This window comes from Stenotrophomonas sp. TWI700 (assembly GCF_039673645.1).
Lineage (GTDB): Bacteria > Pseudomonadota > Gammaproteobacteria > Xanthomonadales > Xanthomonadaceae > Stenotrophomonas > Stenotrophomonas maltophilia_AA.
The window spans coordinates 308,559-323,098 of sequence record NZ_JBDJMB010000001.1; the positions used below are offsets into that span (position 1 = coordinate 308,559).

At 67.1% G+C, this 14,540-nt stretch carries 14 protein-coding genes and 1 pseudogene; 7 read left to right on the forward strand and 8 right to left on the reverse strand.

The window, feature by feature from the left end; all coding sequences use genetic code 11:
• Positions 1-326 precede the first annotated feature (326 nt).
• The 3 genes from ABE473_RS01310 to ABE473_RS01320 all read left to right on the forward strand — a co-directional run bounded on the left by ABE473_RS01310 (position 327) and on the right by ABE473_RS01320 (position 3,025).
• Positions 327-962, forward strand: a complete 636-nt coding sequence (locus ABE473_RS01310) for a TetR/AcrR family transcriptional regulator (protein WP_346488189.1) — start codon at positions 327-329, stop codon at positions 960-962.
• A 162-nt stretch (positions 963-1,124) separates the two neighbouring features.
• Positions 1,125-2,348: an MFS transporter gene (locus ABE473_RS01315; protein ID WP_346488190.1), complete on the forward strand. Its 1,224-nt coding sequence runs from the start codon at positions 1,125-1,127 to the stop codon at positions 2,346-2,348.
• A complete protein-coding gene (locus ABE473_RS01320) occupies positions 2,345-3,025 on the forward strand; it encodes a hypothetical protein (protein ID WP_346488191.1) in 681 nt (226 codons plus the stop codon). Before ABE473_RS01315 ends, ABE473_RS01320 begins: the two co-directional genes overlap by 4 nt.
• Here ABE473_RS01320 and ABE473_RS01325 read toward each other — a convergent pair.
• Both ABE473_RS01325 and xth read right to left on the reverse strand, forming a co-directional pair.
• Positions 2,982-3,779: a helix-turn-helix transcriptional regulator gene (locus ABE473_RS01325; RefSeq protein WP_346488192.1), complete on the reverse strand. Its 798-nt coding sequence runs from the start codon at positions 3,777-3,779 to the stop codon at positions 2,982-2,984. The two genes, ABE473_RS01320 and ABE473_RS01325, sit on opposite strands and share 44 nt — an antisense overlap.
• A gap of 104 nt (positions 3,780-3,883) precedes the next feature.
• Positions 3,884-4,660, reverse strand: a pseudogene (gene xth, locus ABE473_RS01330) (exodeoxyribonuclease III); the annotation flags it as partial.
• Between the two features lie 180 nt (positions 4,661-4,840).
• Here xth and ABE473_RS01335 point away from each other — a divergent pair.
• From ABE473_RS01335 to ABE473_RS01345, 3 genes are all read left to right on the forward strand, one after another.
• Entirely contained in the window at positions 4,841-5,461 is a 621-nt protein-coding gene (locus tag ABE473_RS01335; RefSeq protein WP_346488193.1) for a DNA-3-methyladenine glycosylase, read from the forward strand.
• Entirely contained in the window at positions 5,458-6,042 is a 585-nt protein-coding gene (locus ABE473_RS01340) for a M23 family metallopeptidase (RefSeq protein ID WP_346488194.1), read from the forward strand. The genes ABE473_RS01335 and ABE473_RS01340 overlap by 4 nt, the downstream gene beginning before the upstream one ends.
• A gap of 131 nt (positions 6,043-6,173) precedes the next feature.
• A complete protein-coding gene (locus ABE473_RS01345) occupies positions 6,174-7,253 on the forward strand; it encodes a catalase family protein (protein ID WP_346488195.1) in 1,080 nt (359 codons plus the stop codon).
• A gap of 15 nt (positions 7,254-7,268) precedes the next feature.
• On the opposite strand, the gene ABE473_RS01350 is transcribed toward ABE473_RS01345, so the two are convergent.
• Positions 7,269-8,162: a LysR family transcriptional regulator ArgP gene (locus ABE473_RS01350; protein WP_346488196.1), complete on the reverse strand. Its 894-nt coding sequence runs from the start codon at positions 8,160-8,162 to the stop codon at positions 7,269-7,271.
• A 101-nt stretch (positions 8,163-8,263) separates the two neighbouring features.
• On the opposite strand from ABE473_RS01350, the gene ABE473_RS01355 reads away from it, so the two are divergent.
• Positions 8,264-8,881: a LysE/ArgO family amino acid transporter gene (locus ABE473_RS01355; RefSeq protein WP_346488197.1), complete on the forward strand. Its 618-nt coding sequence runs from the start codon at positions 8,264-8,266 to the stop codon at positions 8,879-8,881.
• A gap of 3 nt (positions 8,882-8,884) precedes the next feature.
• Here the strand turns inward: ABE473_RS01355 and ABE473_RS01360 are convergent, their stop codons facing one another.
• From ABE473_RS01360 to ABE473_RS01380, 5 genes are all read right to left on the reverse strand, one after another.
• Positions 8,885-9,508 carry an AAA family ATPase gene (locus ABE473_RS01360; RefSeq protein ID WP_346488198.1) on the reverse strand — a complete coding sequence of 208 codons (624 nt, stop codon included), beginning with the start codon at positions 9,506-9,508 and terminating at the stop codon, positions 8,885-8,887.
• 3 nt (positions 9,509-9,511) lie between these two features.
• Positions 9,512-9,853, reverse strand: coding sequence for a type II toxin-antitoxin system prevent-host-death family antitoxin (locus ABE473_RS01365; RefSeq protein ID WP_179458839.1), 342 nt, complete (start codon positions 9,851-9,853; stop codon positions 9,512-9,514).
• A 93-nt stretch (positions 9,854-9,946) separates the two neighbouring features.
• A complete protein-coding gene (locus ABE473_RS01370) occupies positions 9,947-12,241 on the reverse strand; it encodes a GH92 family glycosyl hydrolase (protein WP_346488199.1) in 2,295 nt (764 codons plus the stop codon).
• Positions 12,242-12,431: 190 nt separating this feature from the next.
• Complete coding sequence (proP, locus tag ABE473_RS01375) at positions 12,432-13,919, reverse strand: glycine betaine/L-proline transporter ProP (RefSeq protein ID WP_346488200.1); 1,488 nt, start codon at positions 13,917-13,919, stop codon at positions 12,432-12,434.
• A gap of 288 nt (positions 13,920-14,207) precedes the next feature.
• The gene (locus ABE473_RS01380) at positions 14,208-14,537 is read right to left on the reverse strand and encodes a thioredoxin family protein (protein WP_346488201.1); all 330 of its coding nucleotides are present in this window, start codon (positions 14,535-14,537) and stop codon (positions 14,208-14,210) included.
• Positions 14,538-14,540: the final 3 nt, after the last annotated feature.

A 14,540-nucleotide genomic window follows, 5' to 3' on the forward strand; every position in this document is an offset into this window, starting at 1 on the left:
GCCGGGCATTGCCGATGTGGGCGGCAACGGGGAAGGTACGACGGGGATCACGCGGGGTCATGCCAGGTCCTTTCAGAGGAAATGCGCAGCCACACACCGCTGTCCAACAGGGACGAGGGCGAGTGCCGATCAAGACGATCAGAGGGGTGTCTGGCTGGGTGGAAACCTGGCTGTGGGGAAACGCGCACGGGCGGCGAAAGCCTCGCCCGCGATGGCATCCTGCGCAGTACGCAAGGCCGCGTCACGTTATTAGTATCATCGGTATAAACTAACTGTGCAAGTGCGCCGCTTCGTGCGAACGCACGCCGTATTTCGAGGACAGATGGATGAGTACTTCCGCAGTGCCGCCCTCCCGGGGCCGCCCCCGAACGATCACGCGGGAACGCATCGCTGACGCCGGCATCGCGCTCGGGCTGCCCGCCCTGACCTTCGTCGGGGTGGCGGGTGCCCTGGGCGTCACTCATATGGCGCTGTACAAACACGTGCCGAGCCTGGAAGCGCTCAAGCAGCTGGTGGCCGAGGAGATCTTCGGCCGCTGGCCCCTGCCCCGCGCGGATGCGCAGCCGCCGCAGCCGTTGGCCGACTACCTGGTGCACTTCATCGCCTCGCTGCGCGATCTCGTGCGTGCGCACCCCGGGCTCGCGCCACATCTGATCCGTCGCTCCGCCGCCACTGCGCCGATGCGGGCGAAGATTGCCGACCATCAGAACCAGGTCGCCGCGGCGTACGGCCTGCCCACGGACCGCGCGCGTTGGTTGCTGTCCACGCTTGCCTTCCATTGCATCGCGGTGGCGGACACCCTGTACGCCGGCCTGTCGGCCGAGGAACGTGCTGCGGATGAAGCCGAAATCGAGGCGGAGTTCGGGTGGGGCATGCACACGCTGCTGCTGGGCGCGCTGAGGGTGATCGAGGAAAACCTGCCATTGGACGCCCCATCGTTCCGGGCGCCCGCAGCCGGGTAGCCGGGGGAGCCGCAACGCCCATGTCCTAATCGCGACGAGCACCGCCCAATTCGCGAGAGACGGGGCATCCCCTCCGGCCTACGCTTGGCGTCCTGTTTCGCGCCACGGGGCACGCTTTCTGGCCCAACCCCGTGGCTAACCCACGTTCCCGATCGTGCTCCCATGACCCCTGAAAACGCTGCCGCCCCCGTCATTCCCGCCGAACCGCTCAGCCCCGCGCCGAACCAGGGCTTCGCGATCCGCATCGTCGGCGCCGCCGCCTTCGCGCACCTGCTCAACGACATGATCCAGGCGGTGCTGCCGGCGGTCTATCCGATGTTCAAGGCCCAGTTCTCGCTGACCTTCGGGCAGATCGGCATCATCGCCCTGGTCTACCAGGTCACCGCCTCGCTGCTGCAGCCTTGGGTGGGCATGTACACCGACAAACGGCCGCTGCCCTATCTGCTGCCGTCCGGCATGATCGCGACCTTCGTCGGCATCGCCCTGATGGCCACGGCGACCCGTTACGAAATGCTGCTTGTCGCCGCGGCGGTGGTCGGCATCGGGTCGGCCACCTTCCATCCGGAGGCCTCGCGCTTGGCGCGGATGGCCTCGGGCGGTCGCTTCGGTACGGCGCAGTCCACCTTCCAGGTGGGTGGCAACACCGGCTCGGCGATCGGCCCGCTGCTGGCGGCGGCGATCGTGATTCCGCACGGGCAGCGGGCGATCGCCTGGTTCATGCTCGCCGCCGCGCTGGCCATCACCGTGCTGTTCCGCCTCACGGGTTGGACCATCCAGCACGGCCAGGCCAAGATGAAGGGCCTGGCCAAAAGCCACGGCATCGGCTTGAGTCGCGGCAAGGTCATCCAGGCGATCGCGGTCATCGCGGTGCTGATGTTCGCCAAGTTCGTCTACATCGCCTCGTTCACCAACTACTTCACCTTCTACCTGATCGAGCGCTTCGGCCTGAGCGTGCAGCAGAGCCAGATCTACCTGTTCATCTTCCTGGCCTCGGTCGCGCTCGGCACCTTCATCGGGGGTCCGGTCGGGGACCGGATCGGGCGCAAAGCGGTGATCTGGATTTCCTTCCTGGGCGTGGCCCCGTTCGCGATCGCCCTTCCCTATGCCAACCTGATGGGCACGGCCGTGCTGGCGGTGGTGATCGGGCTGGTGATGTCCTCGGCGTTCGCGGCGCTCGTGGTGTATGCGCAGGAAGCCGTGCCGGGGCGCGTGGGCATGGTCTCGGGGCTGATGTTCGGCCTGATGTTCGGCATCGGCGGCATCGGTGCCGCGGGGCTGGGCAATCTGGCCGACGTGCACGGCCTGGTGTGGGTCTACCACTTCACCTCGTACCTGCCACTGCTCGGGCTGGCGACCGCGTTCCTGCCGAAGACCAGACTGCCGTGACCCCTGTCGAACTGCACTACACCCTCACCCCGGCGATGACCCGGCTGCGCGTGGCCGAGGCCTTGGCGCACGAGGCCCGAAAGGACGCGGCGTTGCTGGATGCGGTCGCGCGCGGGCAGCCCGGTGCACTCAAGGTTCTGCTGTTGCTGCCGTTTCCTGTGGCCAGCGCGTATCTGCTGCTGCAACGCGATGCGACATCCACCACGATGGTCACTGCGGTCGTGCTTGCACTGCTCACGCTGCCGCTGTGGCGTCTTGCCGATCGCCTCCTCGCGCCCCTCCACCGGCGCATCGAGATGCGCGCAGGCAGGCGCGCCGGCCGTCTGGGTGCGCTCAGCCTGCGCTTGGCCGGGGTCACATTGCGCACACGTCTGGCGTCGCAGGAAGGCAACTACGTGCTCCGCTTCGATGACCACGGCTTCCGCCTGGGCCGCGACCCTCAGCATCCGGTGACGTTGGCTTGGACCGAGATCGTGCACGCGGCCGAAACCGAGCACTTCCATCGCATCGCCTGCGCCACGCTGCATCGCCGTGGCAAGGCCTACTGGATTCCGAAGCGGTCCGAGGCGATGGAGTCCGCCGCCTTCCAGCAAGGTCTCCAGCTGTTCCTGGAGAGGATTCCTGCGGCCGCCTTCAGTGAAAAAACTGACTCGGCAGCTGCCCGAAGCGCTTCTTGAACATCGCAGTAAACGCGCTCGGACTGGCATAGCCCAGCGAGAGCGCCACGTCGATCACCTTGTCACCGTGCGCCAGCTGCTCCAGCGCACGCAGCAGGCGCGCCTGTTGGCGCCATTGCCCGAAGGTCATGCCCAGTTCGCGCGCACACAGGCGCTGGATGGTTTTCACGTCCACGCCCAAGCGGATGGCCCAGTCCTGCAGCGTGGACGGATCCTCCGGAGTGGATTCCAGTTGCTGTCCGATCACCCGCAGGCGCGGGTCGGTCGGCTGCGGCAGGTGCAGCGGCAGCACCGGCAGCATCTGCAGCTCATCCAGGATCAACTGCATCAGCCGCCCGTTGCGCGACTGGGCCTGATAGGGCGTCGGTACATCCATGGCGGCGTGGATCAATGCGGCCAGCAACGGCGTCACCGAGACCGTCGATGCGCTGGCCGGCGGCTGGGCGATCGCCTGCGGCAGGATGTACAGGCTGCGCATGCCGACCGCGCCGATGCAGCTGACCTTGTGCCCCATGCCGGCCGGAATCCAGATCGCGCGCGTGCTGGGTACCACCCAGCGCCCTGCCCCGGCCTGCACCACCAGCACACCGGATTCGGCGTAGACCAGTTGATGGCGGTCCGGGTGGTGATGCAGCGCGATGATCGTGCCCGCCGGATACTCACGCGCCCGGCAGAACACCGGGGTCTCCGGGCCGGCCGGCAGTCGCTTGCCCTCGCCGACGCCCGGGGCGATGTCCCTTCTTCGATATGGCATGGCAATACCCTTCAAAACAACCTGCCAGGCGACTGTACCGCCTCAGGCGCATTTTCGGTATCGGCGCCGGCCAGCTATCGGGGTTTGGTGGGCGCCAGCACCTCGATCCAGGTGGGCGCGTGGTCGCTGGGCTTTTCCAAGGCGCGCACCCACCTGTCCACGCCCGCGTCTTTCAGATTGGGCGCGAGCACGGGATTGAGCAGCAGATGGTCGATCCGCAGTCCGCGGTCGCGGGCGAAGTGCTCACGGAAGTAGTCCCAGAAAGTGAAGATCTGCGCGTCGCCGTGGACCGCGCGCAGGCTGTCGGTCCAGCCTTGCCCGAGCAGCGCCTGGTATGCCTCGCGCACCTCGGGCTGCAGCAGCGCGTCCTTGCGCCACGACTTGGGATCGTAGATGTCCGCATCGGTGGGCACGACGTTGAAATCGCCGATCAGTGCGACGGGATGCGGCAGCGCGACCAGGCTCTTGGCGTGCTTGTGCAGGCGCTGCATCCACTTCAGCTTGTAATCGAACTTCGGACCGGGCTGCGGGTTGCCATTGGGCAGGTACAGGCCGCCCACGATCACGCCATGCGCGGCGCCTTCCAGATAGCGGCTCTGGTCATCTTTCGGATCGCCGGGCAAACCACGCCGGCTTTCGATCGGGTCCTGGCCGCGAGCCAGCAGCGCGACACCGTTCCATGCGCGCTGTCCTTGCCAGATGCACCCGTAGCCTGCATCGCGGATGGCGGCCTCCGGGAATGCCTCCTGGGTGGCCTTGAGTTCCTGCAGGGCGACGATGTCCGGTTGTTCGCGCTCCAGCCAAGCAAGAAGATGCGGCAGCCGGGTCAGCACGCCGTTGACGTTGAAGGTCGCGATCTTCAGGCGTTTTCTGGCGGGCATGGCGCGTGCTTCGTGGCGGCGGATACGTAGCCGAGGATTGCCCTGTATCGATCAACCTGCCGCGAATGTCGGGCGAGCATGGCGTGACGATGGCGGCGTGTTGATCGCGCATTGACCGCCGGCGCGTCACAGTAAGGGCTCGTTCGGACTGGCAAAGGTATCTCCATTGCGCGGATTGGCATGAAGAAGTGGACCGTTCTGCCGCGACGCTTCTACCAGCGGCACCCGACCGACGTGGCGCCCGAGCTGCTGAACAAGCTGCTGGTGCGCGATGACGGTCGGGCCGGCCGCATCGTCGAGGTGGAGGCGTACGCCGGTGACCAGGATCCTGCGGCACATTCGTACCGCGGGATGACCGCGCGCACCGCCACGATGTTCGGTGAGGCCGGGCACCTCTACGTGTATTTCAGCTACGGCATGCACTGGGGGTCGAATGCCGTGTGCGGTGAGGTCGGCCAGGGCTGGGGCGTGCTGCTGCGGGCGCTCGAGCCGGTGGCGGGGCTGGAGCTGATCCGCGAAGCGCGTCCGGCCATCCAGCGTGATCGCGATCTCGCCAGTGGCCCGGGGCGGTTGTCACAGGCGATGGGCATCACCAAGGCGCTGGATGGCGCGGATCTGGTGCGCAATGACCGTGGCATCCGCATTGTGTCCGATGGGATGGCGCCGCCAGAAGCGCCGGTGGTCGGGCCTCGGATCGGCATCAGCAAGGCGATCGAGTTTCCGTGGCGTTGGCATGTGCCGGAGCATCTGCATGTGTCGGGACGCACCGCTGCGAAAAAGTCACGGGAGCCCGTCTCGTGAGTCCCGCGACGCCGCCCGTGCGCTCCTCGCCTGCACGCCGGCTGCGGCGCTGGCTGCTCCGGTTGCTCGTCCTTGTCGTCTGCATCGTAGTGGCCGGCGTGCTCTGGAACAGCCCGATCGCGGAATCGCCCCGCGCGCTCTGGCGCCTGTCGCAGATGCCAGCCCCAACCGCCCTGCCCGTTCCCGTGGCCGGTGTTTCGGCACGCCAGGTGGCCGATACCTTCGGCGCACCGCGCGGACGCGATCGTACCCATGCCGGTGTGGACATCTTCGCCAAACGTGGCACCGAAGTGCGCAGCGCGACGCCCGGCATCGTCGCGGATATCCGTGAGAGCGGCCTGGGTGGCCGCCAGGTGTGGGTGATGGGCCCGGCGCGTGAGCGCTACTACTACGCGCATCTGGACGACTGGCGCGACGGTCTGGCGCGCGGTGATGTCATCGAGCAGGGCGCCGTGCTGGGCTACGTCGGCGATACCGGCAATGCCAAGGGCACGCCACCGCATCTGCACTGGGGCATCTACGGTGCCGACGGCGCTTACGATCCGCTGCCCCTGCTCAAGGCATGGCCGGACGCGCCCTGAGCGCGCGTGCAGGCCCTCTTCACGCTACTCCGCGCCAGGCTAACGCCGGCTCGCCTAGGGTCGAAGCCTGTGGTGCCGGCCAGAATGTTCTCGCGGCGCCTCCCATCCACCATGACCCCATCGGAGCCTCCATGGCCTTGCGCCCGCCCGTTCTCTACCACGCCTCGCTCGAGCACGCCGATGCGGACGAGGCCACCCACATCCGTGAGCTGACCGAAGTGTTCGCACGCATGGCACTGACGGTGGCCGAACAGGAAGGCCACGCGCACCGCGCGGTCCACGCCAAGGGCCAGGGCTTGTTGAAAGGTCGGCTGCGCGTGCTGGATGAACTGCCGGCGGAGCTGCGCCACGGCCTGTTTGCGCGGCCCGGCAGCTACGACGCGCGGGTGCGATTGTCCTCGCCGCCGGCCGAGCAGCTCCCCGATTCGGTCTCCACCCCGCGCGCGATGGCGCTCAAGGTGATCGGCGTGCAGGGCCCACGTGCGGAAGGCGCCGAGGAGCAGCACACGCAGGACTTCCTCATGGTCAACGGCCCCGCGTTCAACACGCCCGGCGTGGCCGGCTTCCTGCGCTCGGCCAAGCTGCTTGCCGCGACCACCGAGCGGATGCCGCGCACCAAGCGGATGATCTCGGCCACGCTGCGGGGAGCGGAGGCGGCACTGGAGGCGGTCGGTGGCCAGAGCGCCCTGCTCAAAGGCATGGGCGGCGAGCCGCAGCACCATCCGCTGGGGGAGACCTTCTTCAGCCAGGTGCCGTTTCTCTACGGTCCGTACATGGCCAAGTTTTCGTTGGCGCCGGTCTCACCTGCCCTGCTCGCACTGACCGGCGACAAAATCGGTTCGGACGAACATGCGCAGCGTGACGCGGTGGTGGCCTTCTTCACCGACCTGCCCAATCCAGTCGAATGGGAGCTGCGCGTGCAGCTGTGCCGCGATGTGGAGCGCATGCCGATCGAAGATGCGTCGGTTGCCTGGCCCGAGGCGGACAGCCCGTTCCTGCCGGTCGCACGCCTGAGCGTGGCGCAGCAGGAGGCGTGGCAGCCTCACACCTCGCCGGGCGTCGAGGATGCGCTCGCGTTCGCGCCGTGGCACGCGCTGGCCGAGCATCGTCCGCTCGGCGGCCTGAATCGTGCACGCCGCGTGGTGATGGCCGCCTCGCGTCAGTTCCGCTCTCGATTCAATGGATGCCCGATCCACGAGCCCGTCGGCTGAAACGCGTCGGCCCCGTTACGGATCGCGGAGCACCTTGCTTGCCGCGTCCCGCATGGCAGCCGTGATGCGCTGAAGCGTGGTCGAGCGGATCGCGGCGTGCTGCCAGTACAGCGGCACGTCGATCCAGCGCGCTGGATCAAGCTCGACCACCGCATTTGTCTTCAGCGCCGTGGTGGCGAGTGACTCGGGCACCAGGCACCAGCCCAACCCAAGTGCGGCGGCCTCGACAAAACCTGTCGATGTAGGCAGGTAGTGCACCGGCGGGGCCAGCGTGGCGCGCGTGACAGTGCGTAGATACCGCGCCTGCAGGCGGTCCTTGCGGTTGAAGACGATCATCGGGGCAGTGGCCAGGGAGGCCGCGCTCACGCCTGCGCCAAAATGCGTCGCTTTGAATGCCGGCGCCGCGATCGCCACATAGCGCATCGTGCCCAGCGGGTGGACATTGCAGCCCTGCAGGGCCTTGGCATCCGCCGTCACCGCGCCCAGTGCCGAGCCGTCCCGCAGCAGATCCAACGTGTGGTCCTGGTCGTCCACGCGCAGGTCGAAGGTATAGCCATGCGCAGCATGCAACGCGGCCAGCGCGGGAAGAAACCAGGTTTCCAGCGAGTCGTCGTTGACCGCCAGGCAGACGTTGCGATGCTGCACCTCCGCATCCGGCAGGAAGTCGGCGAGCACCTCTTCTTCCAGGGTCTGCATCGGACGTACCCGGCGCAGCAGCTGCTCACCGGCAGGTGTGGGGCAGCAGGGTGCCTGGCGCACGATCAGGACCTGGCCGAGACGGTCCTCCAGCGCCTTGATCCGCTGAGAGATCGCGGACTGGGTGAGGTTGAGCCGCCGCGCGGCGGCTTCGAAGCTGCCCTCCTCCAGGACGGCCGAGAACGCGGCGAGTTGGGGATGGAGCAGGCTCATGGCGATCTCCGCATCAGGAGTGCTTATCGTGCCACAGGAAATGTAGCTGGGCTTATTCGCCTCCTACGGCCACCCTGCACGCCCCTTCCGTGGATTTCCCCATGCAGCCAGCTGCCGCCCTCGCCGGATTTCTCACCGGTGCCGGTCTCATCATCGCCATCGGCGCCCAGAATGCTTTCGTGCTCCGCCAGGGTCTGAAACAGCAGCACGTCGCGCTGGTGGTCGCGGTCTGCGCAGCCGGCGACATCGCCCTGATACTGCTGGGGGTGGCCGGCATCGGCGCAGCCGTGGCGCGTTTCCCATTGCTGCTCGAGGTCCTGCGCTTCGGTGGGGCGGCCTTTCTCGCGGTATACGGCCTTATGGCAGCGCGCCGGGCCTGGTCCGGCGGTGGCGGGCTCGATGCAGCCGCTGACATGCAGGCGGGATGGCAGCGCACGCTGCTGGTGTGCCTGGCATTCACCTTCCTCAATCCGCACGTCTACCTGGACACGATGGTGCTGCTCGGCAGCCTCTCGACCCGCTACCCGGGCGATGCCCGGTGGCTGTTCGCGGCAGGCGCGTGCCTGGCCAGCGTGTCGTGGTTCACCCTGCTGGGCGTCGGGGCGCGCTGGCTGCAACCGTGGTTCGCGCATGCCAGGGCATGGCGCTGGCTGGACGCGGGCATCGCGGTGTTCATGCTGACGCTGAGCGTGCTGTTGCTGCTCAGGCCCCTGCAGTAACGCTTACACCGGGGTATGCAGCTCCATGGCCCGCATCACGATGGGTTTGGCCCAGTCCGGGGTCTGCAGCAACTCGATCGCCGAGGCCGGATAGTGCAGCCCGTTGCGATCCAGCTGCAGCACCGGCAGCGGTTCGGCGCCGTCGGCGTCAGCCGGGGCGCTGTTGTCGTAGACGTGCAGTTCCGCCAGGTGCGGCAACAGGGCCAGCAGGTTCTCGCGGGAGGAGTCGTAGCGGGCGCGGATCTTGTCGGCAGGAATATCGTGCCCACCGCGACTGACCCGCGCGGCGACGCGTTCCATGTGCAGCTCCACGCTGTGCAGGCCGCAGAACCAGATCGCTACGTCGTGCTGTTCGCACGCCTCACGCAGCAGACGCGGGATGGTGTTGCCGCCCAGCGTGGTTTCGAACGCGAAGTCGGTGCCCTCGTCGATCGCCTGCCGCAGCCGGCGCGCGCCTTCATTCCAGGCCGCAGCGTTGGCCTCGCCCAACGACCACCCCGTCTCCACCAGGCGGCGGGTGAACGTATCCGGGTTGAACCAGGTCAGGCCTTCTTCTTCCAGCCACATGCCCAGCAGCGAACTCTTGCCGGCGCCATTGACGCCAGCCAGTACCAGAATGCGCCCCATCGGTCAGAGGGGGCTGCCGAGGGCGACCTTGCGGCCACGGCGGATCGGCTGACCCAGCACCTTGCCCAGCCCGCCATCGCGGCCCAGGCTGGCCAGCGTGGTATCGAACGCGGCGCGCAGGCGTTCCAGCTCGCCCAGCCGCTCATCGGCGTCGCCACCGGCGGCCTTGGCCAGCAGCTCCTGGTAGGTCTTGATGTCCACGATCACCGCCTCGGGGTGATTGTGGTTGGTGATCACCAGGGCCTGTTTCTCGCGGACGGTCCGCATCAGGCTGGGCCAGCCGCGGGTTTTCACCGACGACGCCGTGGCCTTTTCAAGGCCGGGCAGATCCAGTGGCAGGGTCATGGCACGCTCCAGGACGGGATGGCCCTACTATACCCCTTCTGGCCAAATTGGACATAAATCCCATTTTGGCCAGAAGGGCGCCCCTGCAGCCGGTCAGCGGGACATCGAGTACGGCTGTTCCGCGCCCTGCCCCGGCCAGGCCTTGTTCGGCTCGGCCTGGAGGGTGAAGCGCAGCTCGCCACCGGCCAGTATTTCCTCGTGGCGCAGGAAGGTGCGCTGCAGCGGCTGGCCATTGAGCGTCACCGAGCCGACGTAGTCGTGGCCCTTGCCCAGCCCGTCGGTGACGATGGTGAAGGTCTTGCCGTTGGGCAGGTGCAGCGCCGCCTTGGGCAGGAACGGGCGGCCGATGATGTATTCGCCACTGCCCGGTGCCACCGGATAGAAGCCCAGCGCGGTGAACACGTACCACGCCGACATCTGGCCCAGGTCGTCATTGCCGGCCAGGCCATCGGGACGGTCGGCGTACTGGGTGTCCATGATCTGTTTCAGGCGGGCCTGGGTGCGCCACGGCTGGCCGGCGTGGGCATACAGGTAGGCCACGTGGTGGCTGGGCTCGTTGCCGTGCGCGTACCAGCCGATCAGGCCGGTGATGTCTTCCATGTGCTCGAAGATCGAGGGGTCGACCTTGGCCTCGAACACCTGGTCCAGACGGGCCAGCAGCGCGTCGCTGCCACCGTGCGCGGCAGCCAGGCCGGCTACGTCGTGCGGCACATACCAGGAGTACTGCCAGGCGTTGCCTTCGGTGTAATCCGTGCCGTAGCCGCTGGCGCTCGGGTCGAACGGCGTGCGGAAGCTGCCGTCGCGCTTGCGCGCCCGCATGAAACCGGTGTCCTTGTCATAGGCATTGCGCCAGTTCGTGGCGCGCTTCTCGAACTCACCGGCGACCTGGGTGTTGCCCATCGCCTTGGCCATGCGCGCGATGGTCCAGTCGTCGAACGCATATTCCAGCGTCTTGCTGGCGGCCTCGCCTTCTTCATCGATCGGCACCCAGCCCAGTTCGCGGTACTGCGCGATGCCGTCGTACGGGCCGTAGTTCGCGGTGGCCACCATCGCCGCCAGCGCCTTGTTCTCATCGAACCCGCGAATGCCCTTGAGGTAGGCATCGGCGATCACCGGCACGGCGTGGTAGCCGATCATGCACCAGGTCTCCTGGCCGTGGAACGCCCATACCGGCAGCATCCCGTAGGCGCTGTTGTGCTGGTGCGCGAGCAGCGAATTGATGAAATCGCTGTTGCGCTTCTCCGGCTGCACCAGGGTCAGCAGCGGATGCAGGGCGCGGTAGGTGTCCCACAGCGAGAACGTCGAGTAGTTGGTATAGCCCTCGGCGCGGTGCACGGCATTGTCCGAGCCGCGGTACTGGCCATCGCTGTCCATGAACACGGTCGGCCCGAGCAGGCTGTGGTACAGCGCGGTGTAGGCGCTGCGACGGTCTTGCTCGGGGCCGTCGATATCCAGCACCGACAGCGCCTGCGTCCACTGCGTTTTAGCCTCGGCACGGACACGGTCGAAATCGAAGCCCGGTACTTCACTCTCCAGGTTGGCGATCGCACCGGCCTCGCTGACCGACGAAATCGCCACGGTTACCACCAGCGGCTTGTCCAGCGTGCCGAAATCGAAGGTGCCGACCAGCTGGCGCCCTTCAATCTGCGCACGCTGGGCCGGGCTCTGGTGACCCGGCGGCGGGAAACCCTTGTAGGCGATGTCAGTCTCGGTGTTGTGGAATGCGTGACCGGTCAGCGGCCGCGAGAAGCGCATCGCGAAATACAGTTGCCGGCCCGGTGCCCAGCCGCGGGTCTCGCGGAAGCCGGTGATGGTGCCGTCCTCGCGGGCGCGCAGGCGTGACCACATGATCTTGCCCGGGTAGTCGTAGAGGCTGGTGCGCAGGTCCAGCAGCACGCGTGCGGGCTGGTTGGCCGGATAGGTATAGCGATGCACGCCGACGCGGGTGCTGGTGGTCAGCTCGGCGCGCACCTTCGGATCATCCAAGGTGACGGCGTAGTAGCCCGGCTCGGCGCGCTCGTCGTCGTGGCGGAAGCGCGAGGTGTAGCCGCTGCCGGGTTTGTCCGGATCGCCACGCTCGAGGCTGGCATCGGTGCGCACCGGCATCAGCAGCACATCGCCCAGATCGGAATGGCCGCTGCCGGAGAAGTGCGTGTGCGAGAAGCCGACGATGCTGGTGTCGTCGTGCCGGTAGCCCGCCGCCCAGCCATACGCCTTCTCGCGTGGCTGGATGCGGGTGTCCGGGCTGAGCTGCACCATCCCGAACGGAACGGTCGCGCCGGGATAGGTGTGCCCCTCCCCGGCCGTGCCGATGAACGGATCGACCGCCGCATAGGCGCGTTCGCCGAGCTTCGCCGGTGCCGCCGTGGCCGTGCCGGCCACCAACATCGCCCCTACAGCGAGCCCCAACCACCGCACCGTCCCCGTTTTTGTCATGGCGTTGAATTTAGATCGATTCAGGTGAGGTCGATCCTAGCACTGGCCGACCGGGCTGACATGTTGCGGTGCGGGTGTTGCCGGCGCCGGGCCGATCGCCCGGCGCAATTGGTGCGCCGTTGATGATCGACGCCGACCGGCGTCACGCCGGACGCGCGTCCTCCGGCACGGCGGCCACCGGCAGCGTCGGCTGGGTCGCATCCACCGTGACCGGGTCGTCGCTGCGCATCAGCGCACGGGCTTCGGCTTCGCTGGCCACCGCCGGCGGCGAACCACGCAGCGGCATCCCGGCCGTCTCACGCACGAACAGCATGGTGATCACGCCGATCACCGCCGCGCCCATCAGGTAGTACGCCGGCACCAGCGGATCGCCGGTGCGCTCCACCAGCCAGGCGGTCACCAGCGGCGTGGTGCCACCGAACAGCGACACCGAGACATTGAAGGCGATCGACAGCGCGCTGTAGCGCACCGGCGTATAGAACAGCGCCGGCAGCGTGGACGGCATCGAGCTGGTGAAGCACACCAGCGCCACGCCGAGCAGCATCAGCCCGAGGAAGATCAGCCAGTCATTGTCACTGCCAACCAGTTTCAGGCACGGGATCGCCAGCAGGAACAGCGCGATGCAGGCACCGATGATCATCGGGCGGCGGCCCAGGCGATCACTGAACAACCCGCCCAGCACATTGAGCGGCATCATCACCAGCATCACGATGATGATCAGCAGCAGGCCCTTGCTCTCGGCGTAGCCCATCGTGACGCTCAGATAGCTGGGCATGTAGGTGAGCAGCATGTAATCGGTGACGTTGAACACGAGGACCAAGCCGACGCAGATCAGCAGCTGCGCCCAATGCACGCGGAACAATGCGCCCAGGCCGGGGCGTTCGTGGTCGCGCTTTTCGGCTTCTTCAGCATAGGCGCGGAAGGCCGGGGTTTCTTCCAGCTTCATGCGCATGTACAGGCCGAGCAGACCCAGCGGGCCCGCCACGAGGAACGGAATACGCCAGCCCCAATCCAGCATCTGGGTGCCGCTCAGCGCCATGTGCAGCGCGGTGACGGTGCCGGCACCGGCGATGTAGCCACCCAGCGTGCCGAACTCCAGCCAGCTGCCCATCAGGCCGCGGTTGCGGTCGGTCGAGTACTCGGCGATGAAGGTTGCCGCGCCGCCGTACTCACCGCCGGTGGAGAAGCCCTGCACGATGCGGGCGAGCAGCAGCAGTGCCGGCGCCCATATCCCGATCCGGTCATAGGAGGGGATCAGGCCGATGCTGAAGGTACCGGCGGCCATCAGGATCATGGTGAAGGCCAGCACTTTCTGACGGCCGTACTTGTCGCCCAGCGGCCCGAATACCAGACCGCCCAGCGGGCGCACCAGGAAGGCGACGGTAAAGGTCGCGAAGGTCGCGATCAGCTGCGCGGTCGGGCTGCTGTCGGGGAAGAACACCTGACCGAGGGTCACGGCCAGATAACCGTAGACACCGAAATCGAACCATTCCATCGCGTTGCCGAGCGCGGCGGCGCCGACGGCCTTCTTCAACATCGGACGGTCAACGACGGTGACTTCGTCGACGTGCATCTGGCGGCGGCGTTTGAACCAGCCGAAATGGGCATGTGCGGCATGCAGGTCCTGCATCTGCTTTCTCCTGGAAGCAGGCCATCGCGGCGCCCGAGGTCCCGCGCACGGCACAGGAAATACCGCCTCTGATGACACAGCGCGATGCGCGACGAGGGGTTGCAACAGACGATCCCGGACGGCCGCGTGGACTCAGCGACGCTGCGGGATGGATGACCAGGAAGCGGGCAATGGCCCGGGGGTGTTCAAGCGAGCAATGTTACTACAAACGGCGCTCTCGATCCTCCCACCCTGCCTGCGAACGGCATGGAACAGCGTGTTTCAAGCTGTTTCAATACATGCAATGCCTTACGGATCGCGCTCCAGCGCATCGATCAAGGGCGCAAGATCTTCCCTCTCCTGCGGCCGTACGGCCCGCGCGATTTCCTGACCGTCCCGCAGCAGGATCACGGTCGGCCACAGCTTCACCGCGAAGGAGCGGCCGAGTGGCCGCCCCTTCCCGTCTTCCACCTTCAGATGCGTGGTGTCGTAGCCACCGAGGAACTTCTGCAGCAGCGGCTGCGCGGCGCTGCAGTGGCCACACCAGCCCGTGCCGAATTCCAGCAGCACCCAGCCGCTTCCCGCATCGAGCTCGGCGCGGGTGATGTCGGCAGGCGTGTACTCACGAACGAAGGCCATGGG

Bases quoted from the DNA above. Each gene is read 5' to 3' on its own strand.
- ABE473_RS01335 (WP_346488193.1), top strand. From the start codon at position 4,841: ATGAAGAAGTGGACCGTTCTGCCGCGACGCTTCTACCAGCGGCACCCG.
- ABE473_RS01350 (WP_346488196.1), bottom strand. From the start codon at position 8,162: ATGAGCCTGCTCCATCCCCAACTCGCCGCGTTCTCGGCCGTCCTGGAG.
- proP (WP_346488200.1), bottom strand. From the start codon at position 13,919: ATGCAGGACCTGCATGCCGCACATGCCCATTTCGGCTGGTTCAAACGC.
- ABE473_RS01370 (WP_346488199.1), bottom strand. From the start codon at position 12,241: ATGTTGGTGGCCGGCACGGCCACGGCGGCACCGGCGAAGCTCGGCGAA.
- ABE473_RS01310 (WP_346488189.1), top strand. From the start codon at position 327: ATGAGTACTTCCGCAGTGCCGCCCTCCCGGGGCCGCCCCCGAACGATC.
- ABE473_RS01360 (WP_346488198.1), bottom strand. From the start codon at position 9,508: ATGGGGCGCATTCTGGTACTGGCTGGCGTCAATGGCGCCGGCAAGAGT.
- ABE473_RS01315 (WP_346488190.1), top strand. From the start codon at position 1,125: ATGACCCCTGAAAACGCTGCCGCCCCCGTCATTCCCGCCGAACCGCTC.
- ABE473_RS01380 (WP_346488201.1), bottom strand. From the start codon at position 14,537: ATGGCCTTCGTTCGTGAGTACACGCCTGCCGACATCACCCGCGCCGAG.
- ABE473_RS01355 (WP_346488197.1), top strand. From the start codon at position 8,264: ATGCAGCCAGCTGCCGCCCTCGCCGGATTTCTCACCGGTGCCGGTCTC.
- ABE473_RS01325 (WP_346488192.1), bottom strand. From the start codon at position 3,779: ATGCCATATCGAAGAAGGGACATCGCCCCGGGCGTCGGCGAGGGCAAG.
- ABE473_RS01365 (WP_179458839.1), bottom strand. From the start codon at position 9,853: ATGACCCTGCCACTGGATCTGCCCGGCCTTGAAAAGGCCACGGCGTCG.
- ABE473_RS01345 (WP_346488195.1), top strand. From the start codon at position 6,174: ATGGCCTTGCGCCCGCCCGTTCTCTACCACGCCTCGCTCGAGCACGCC.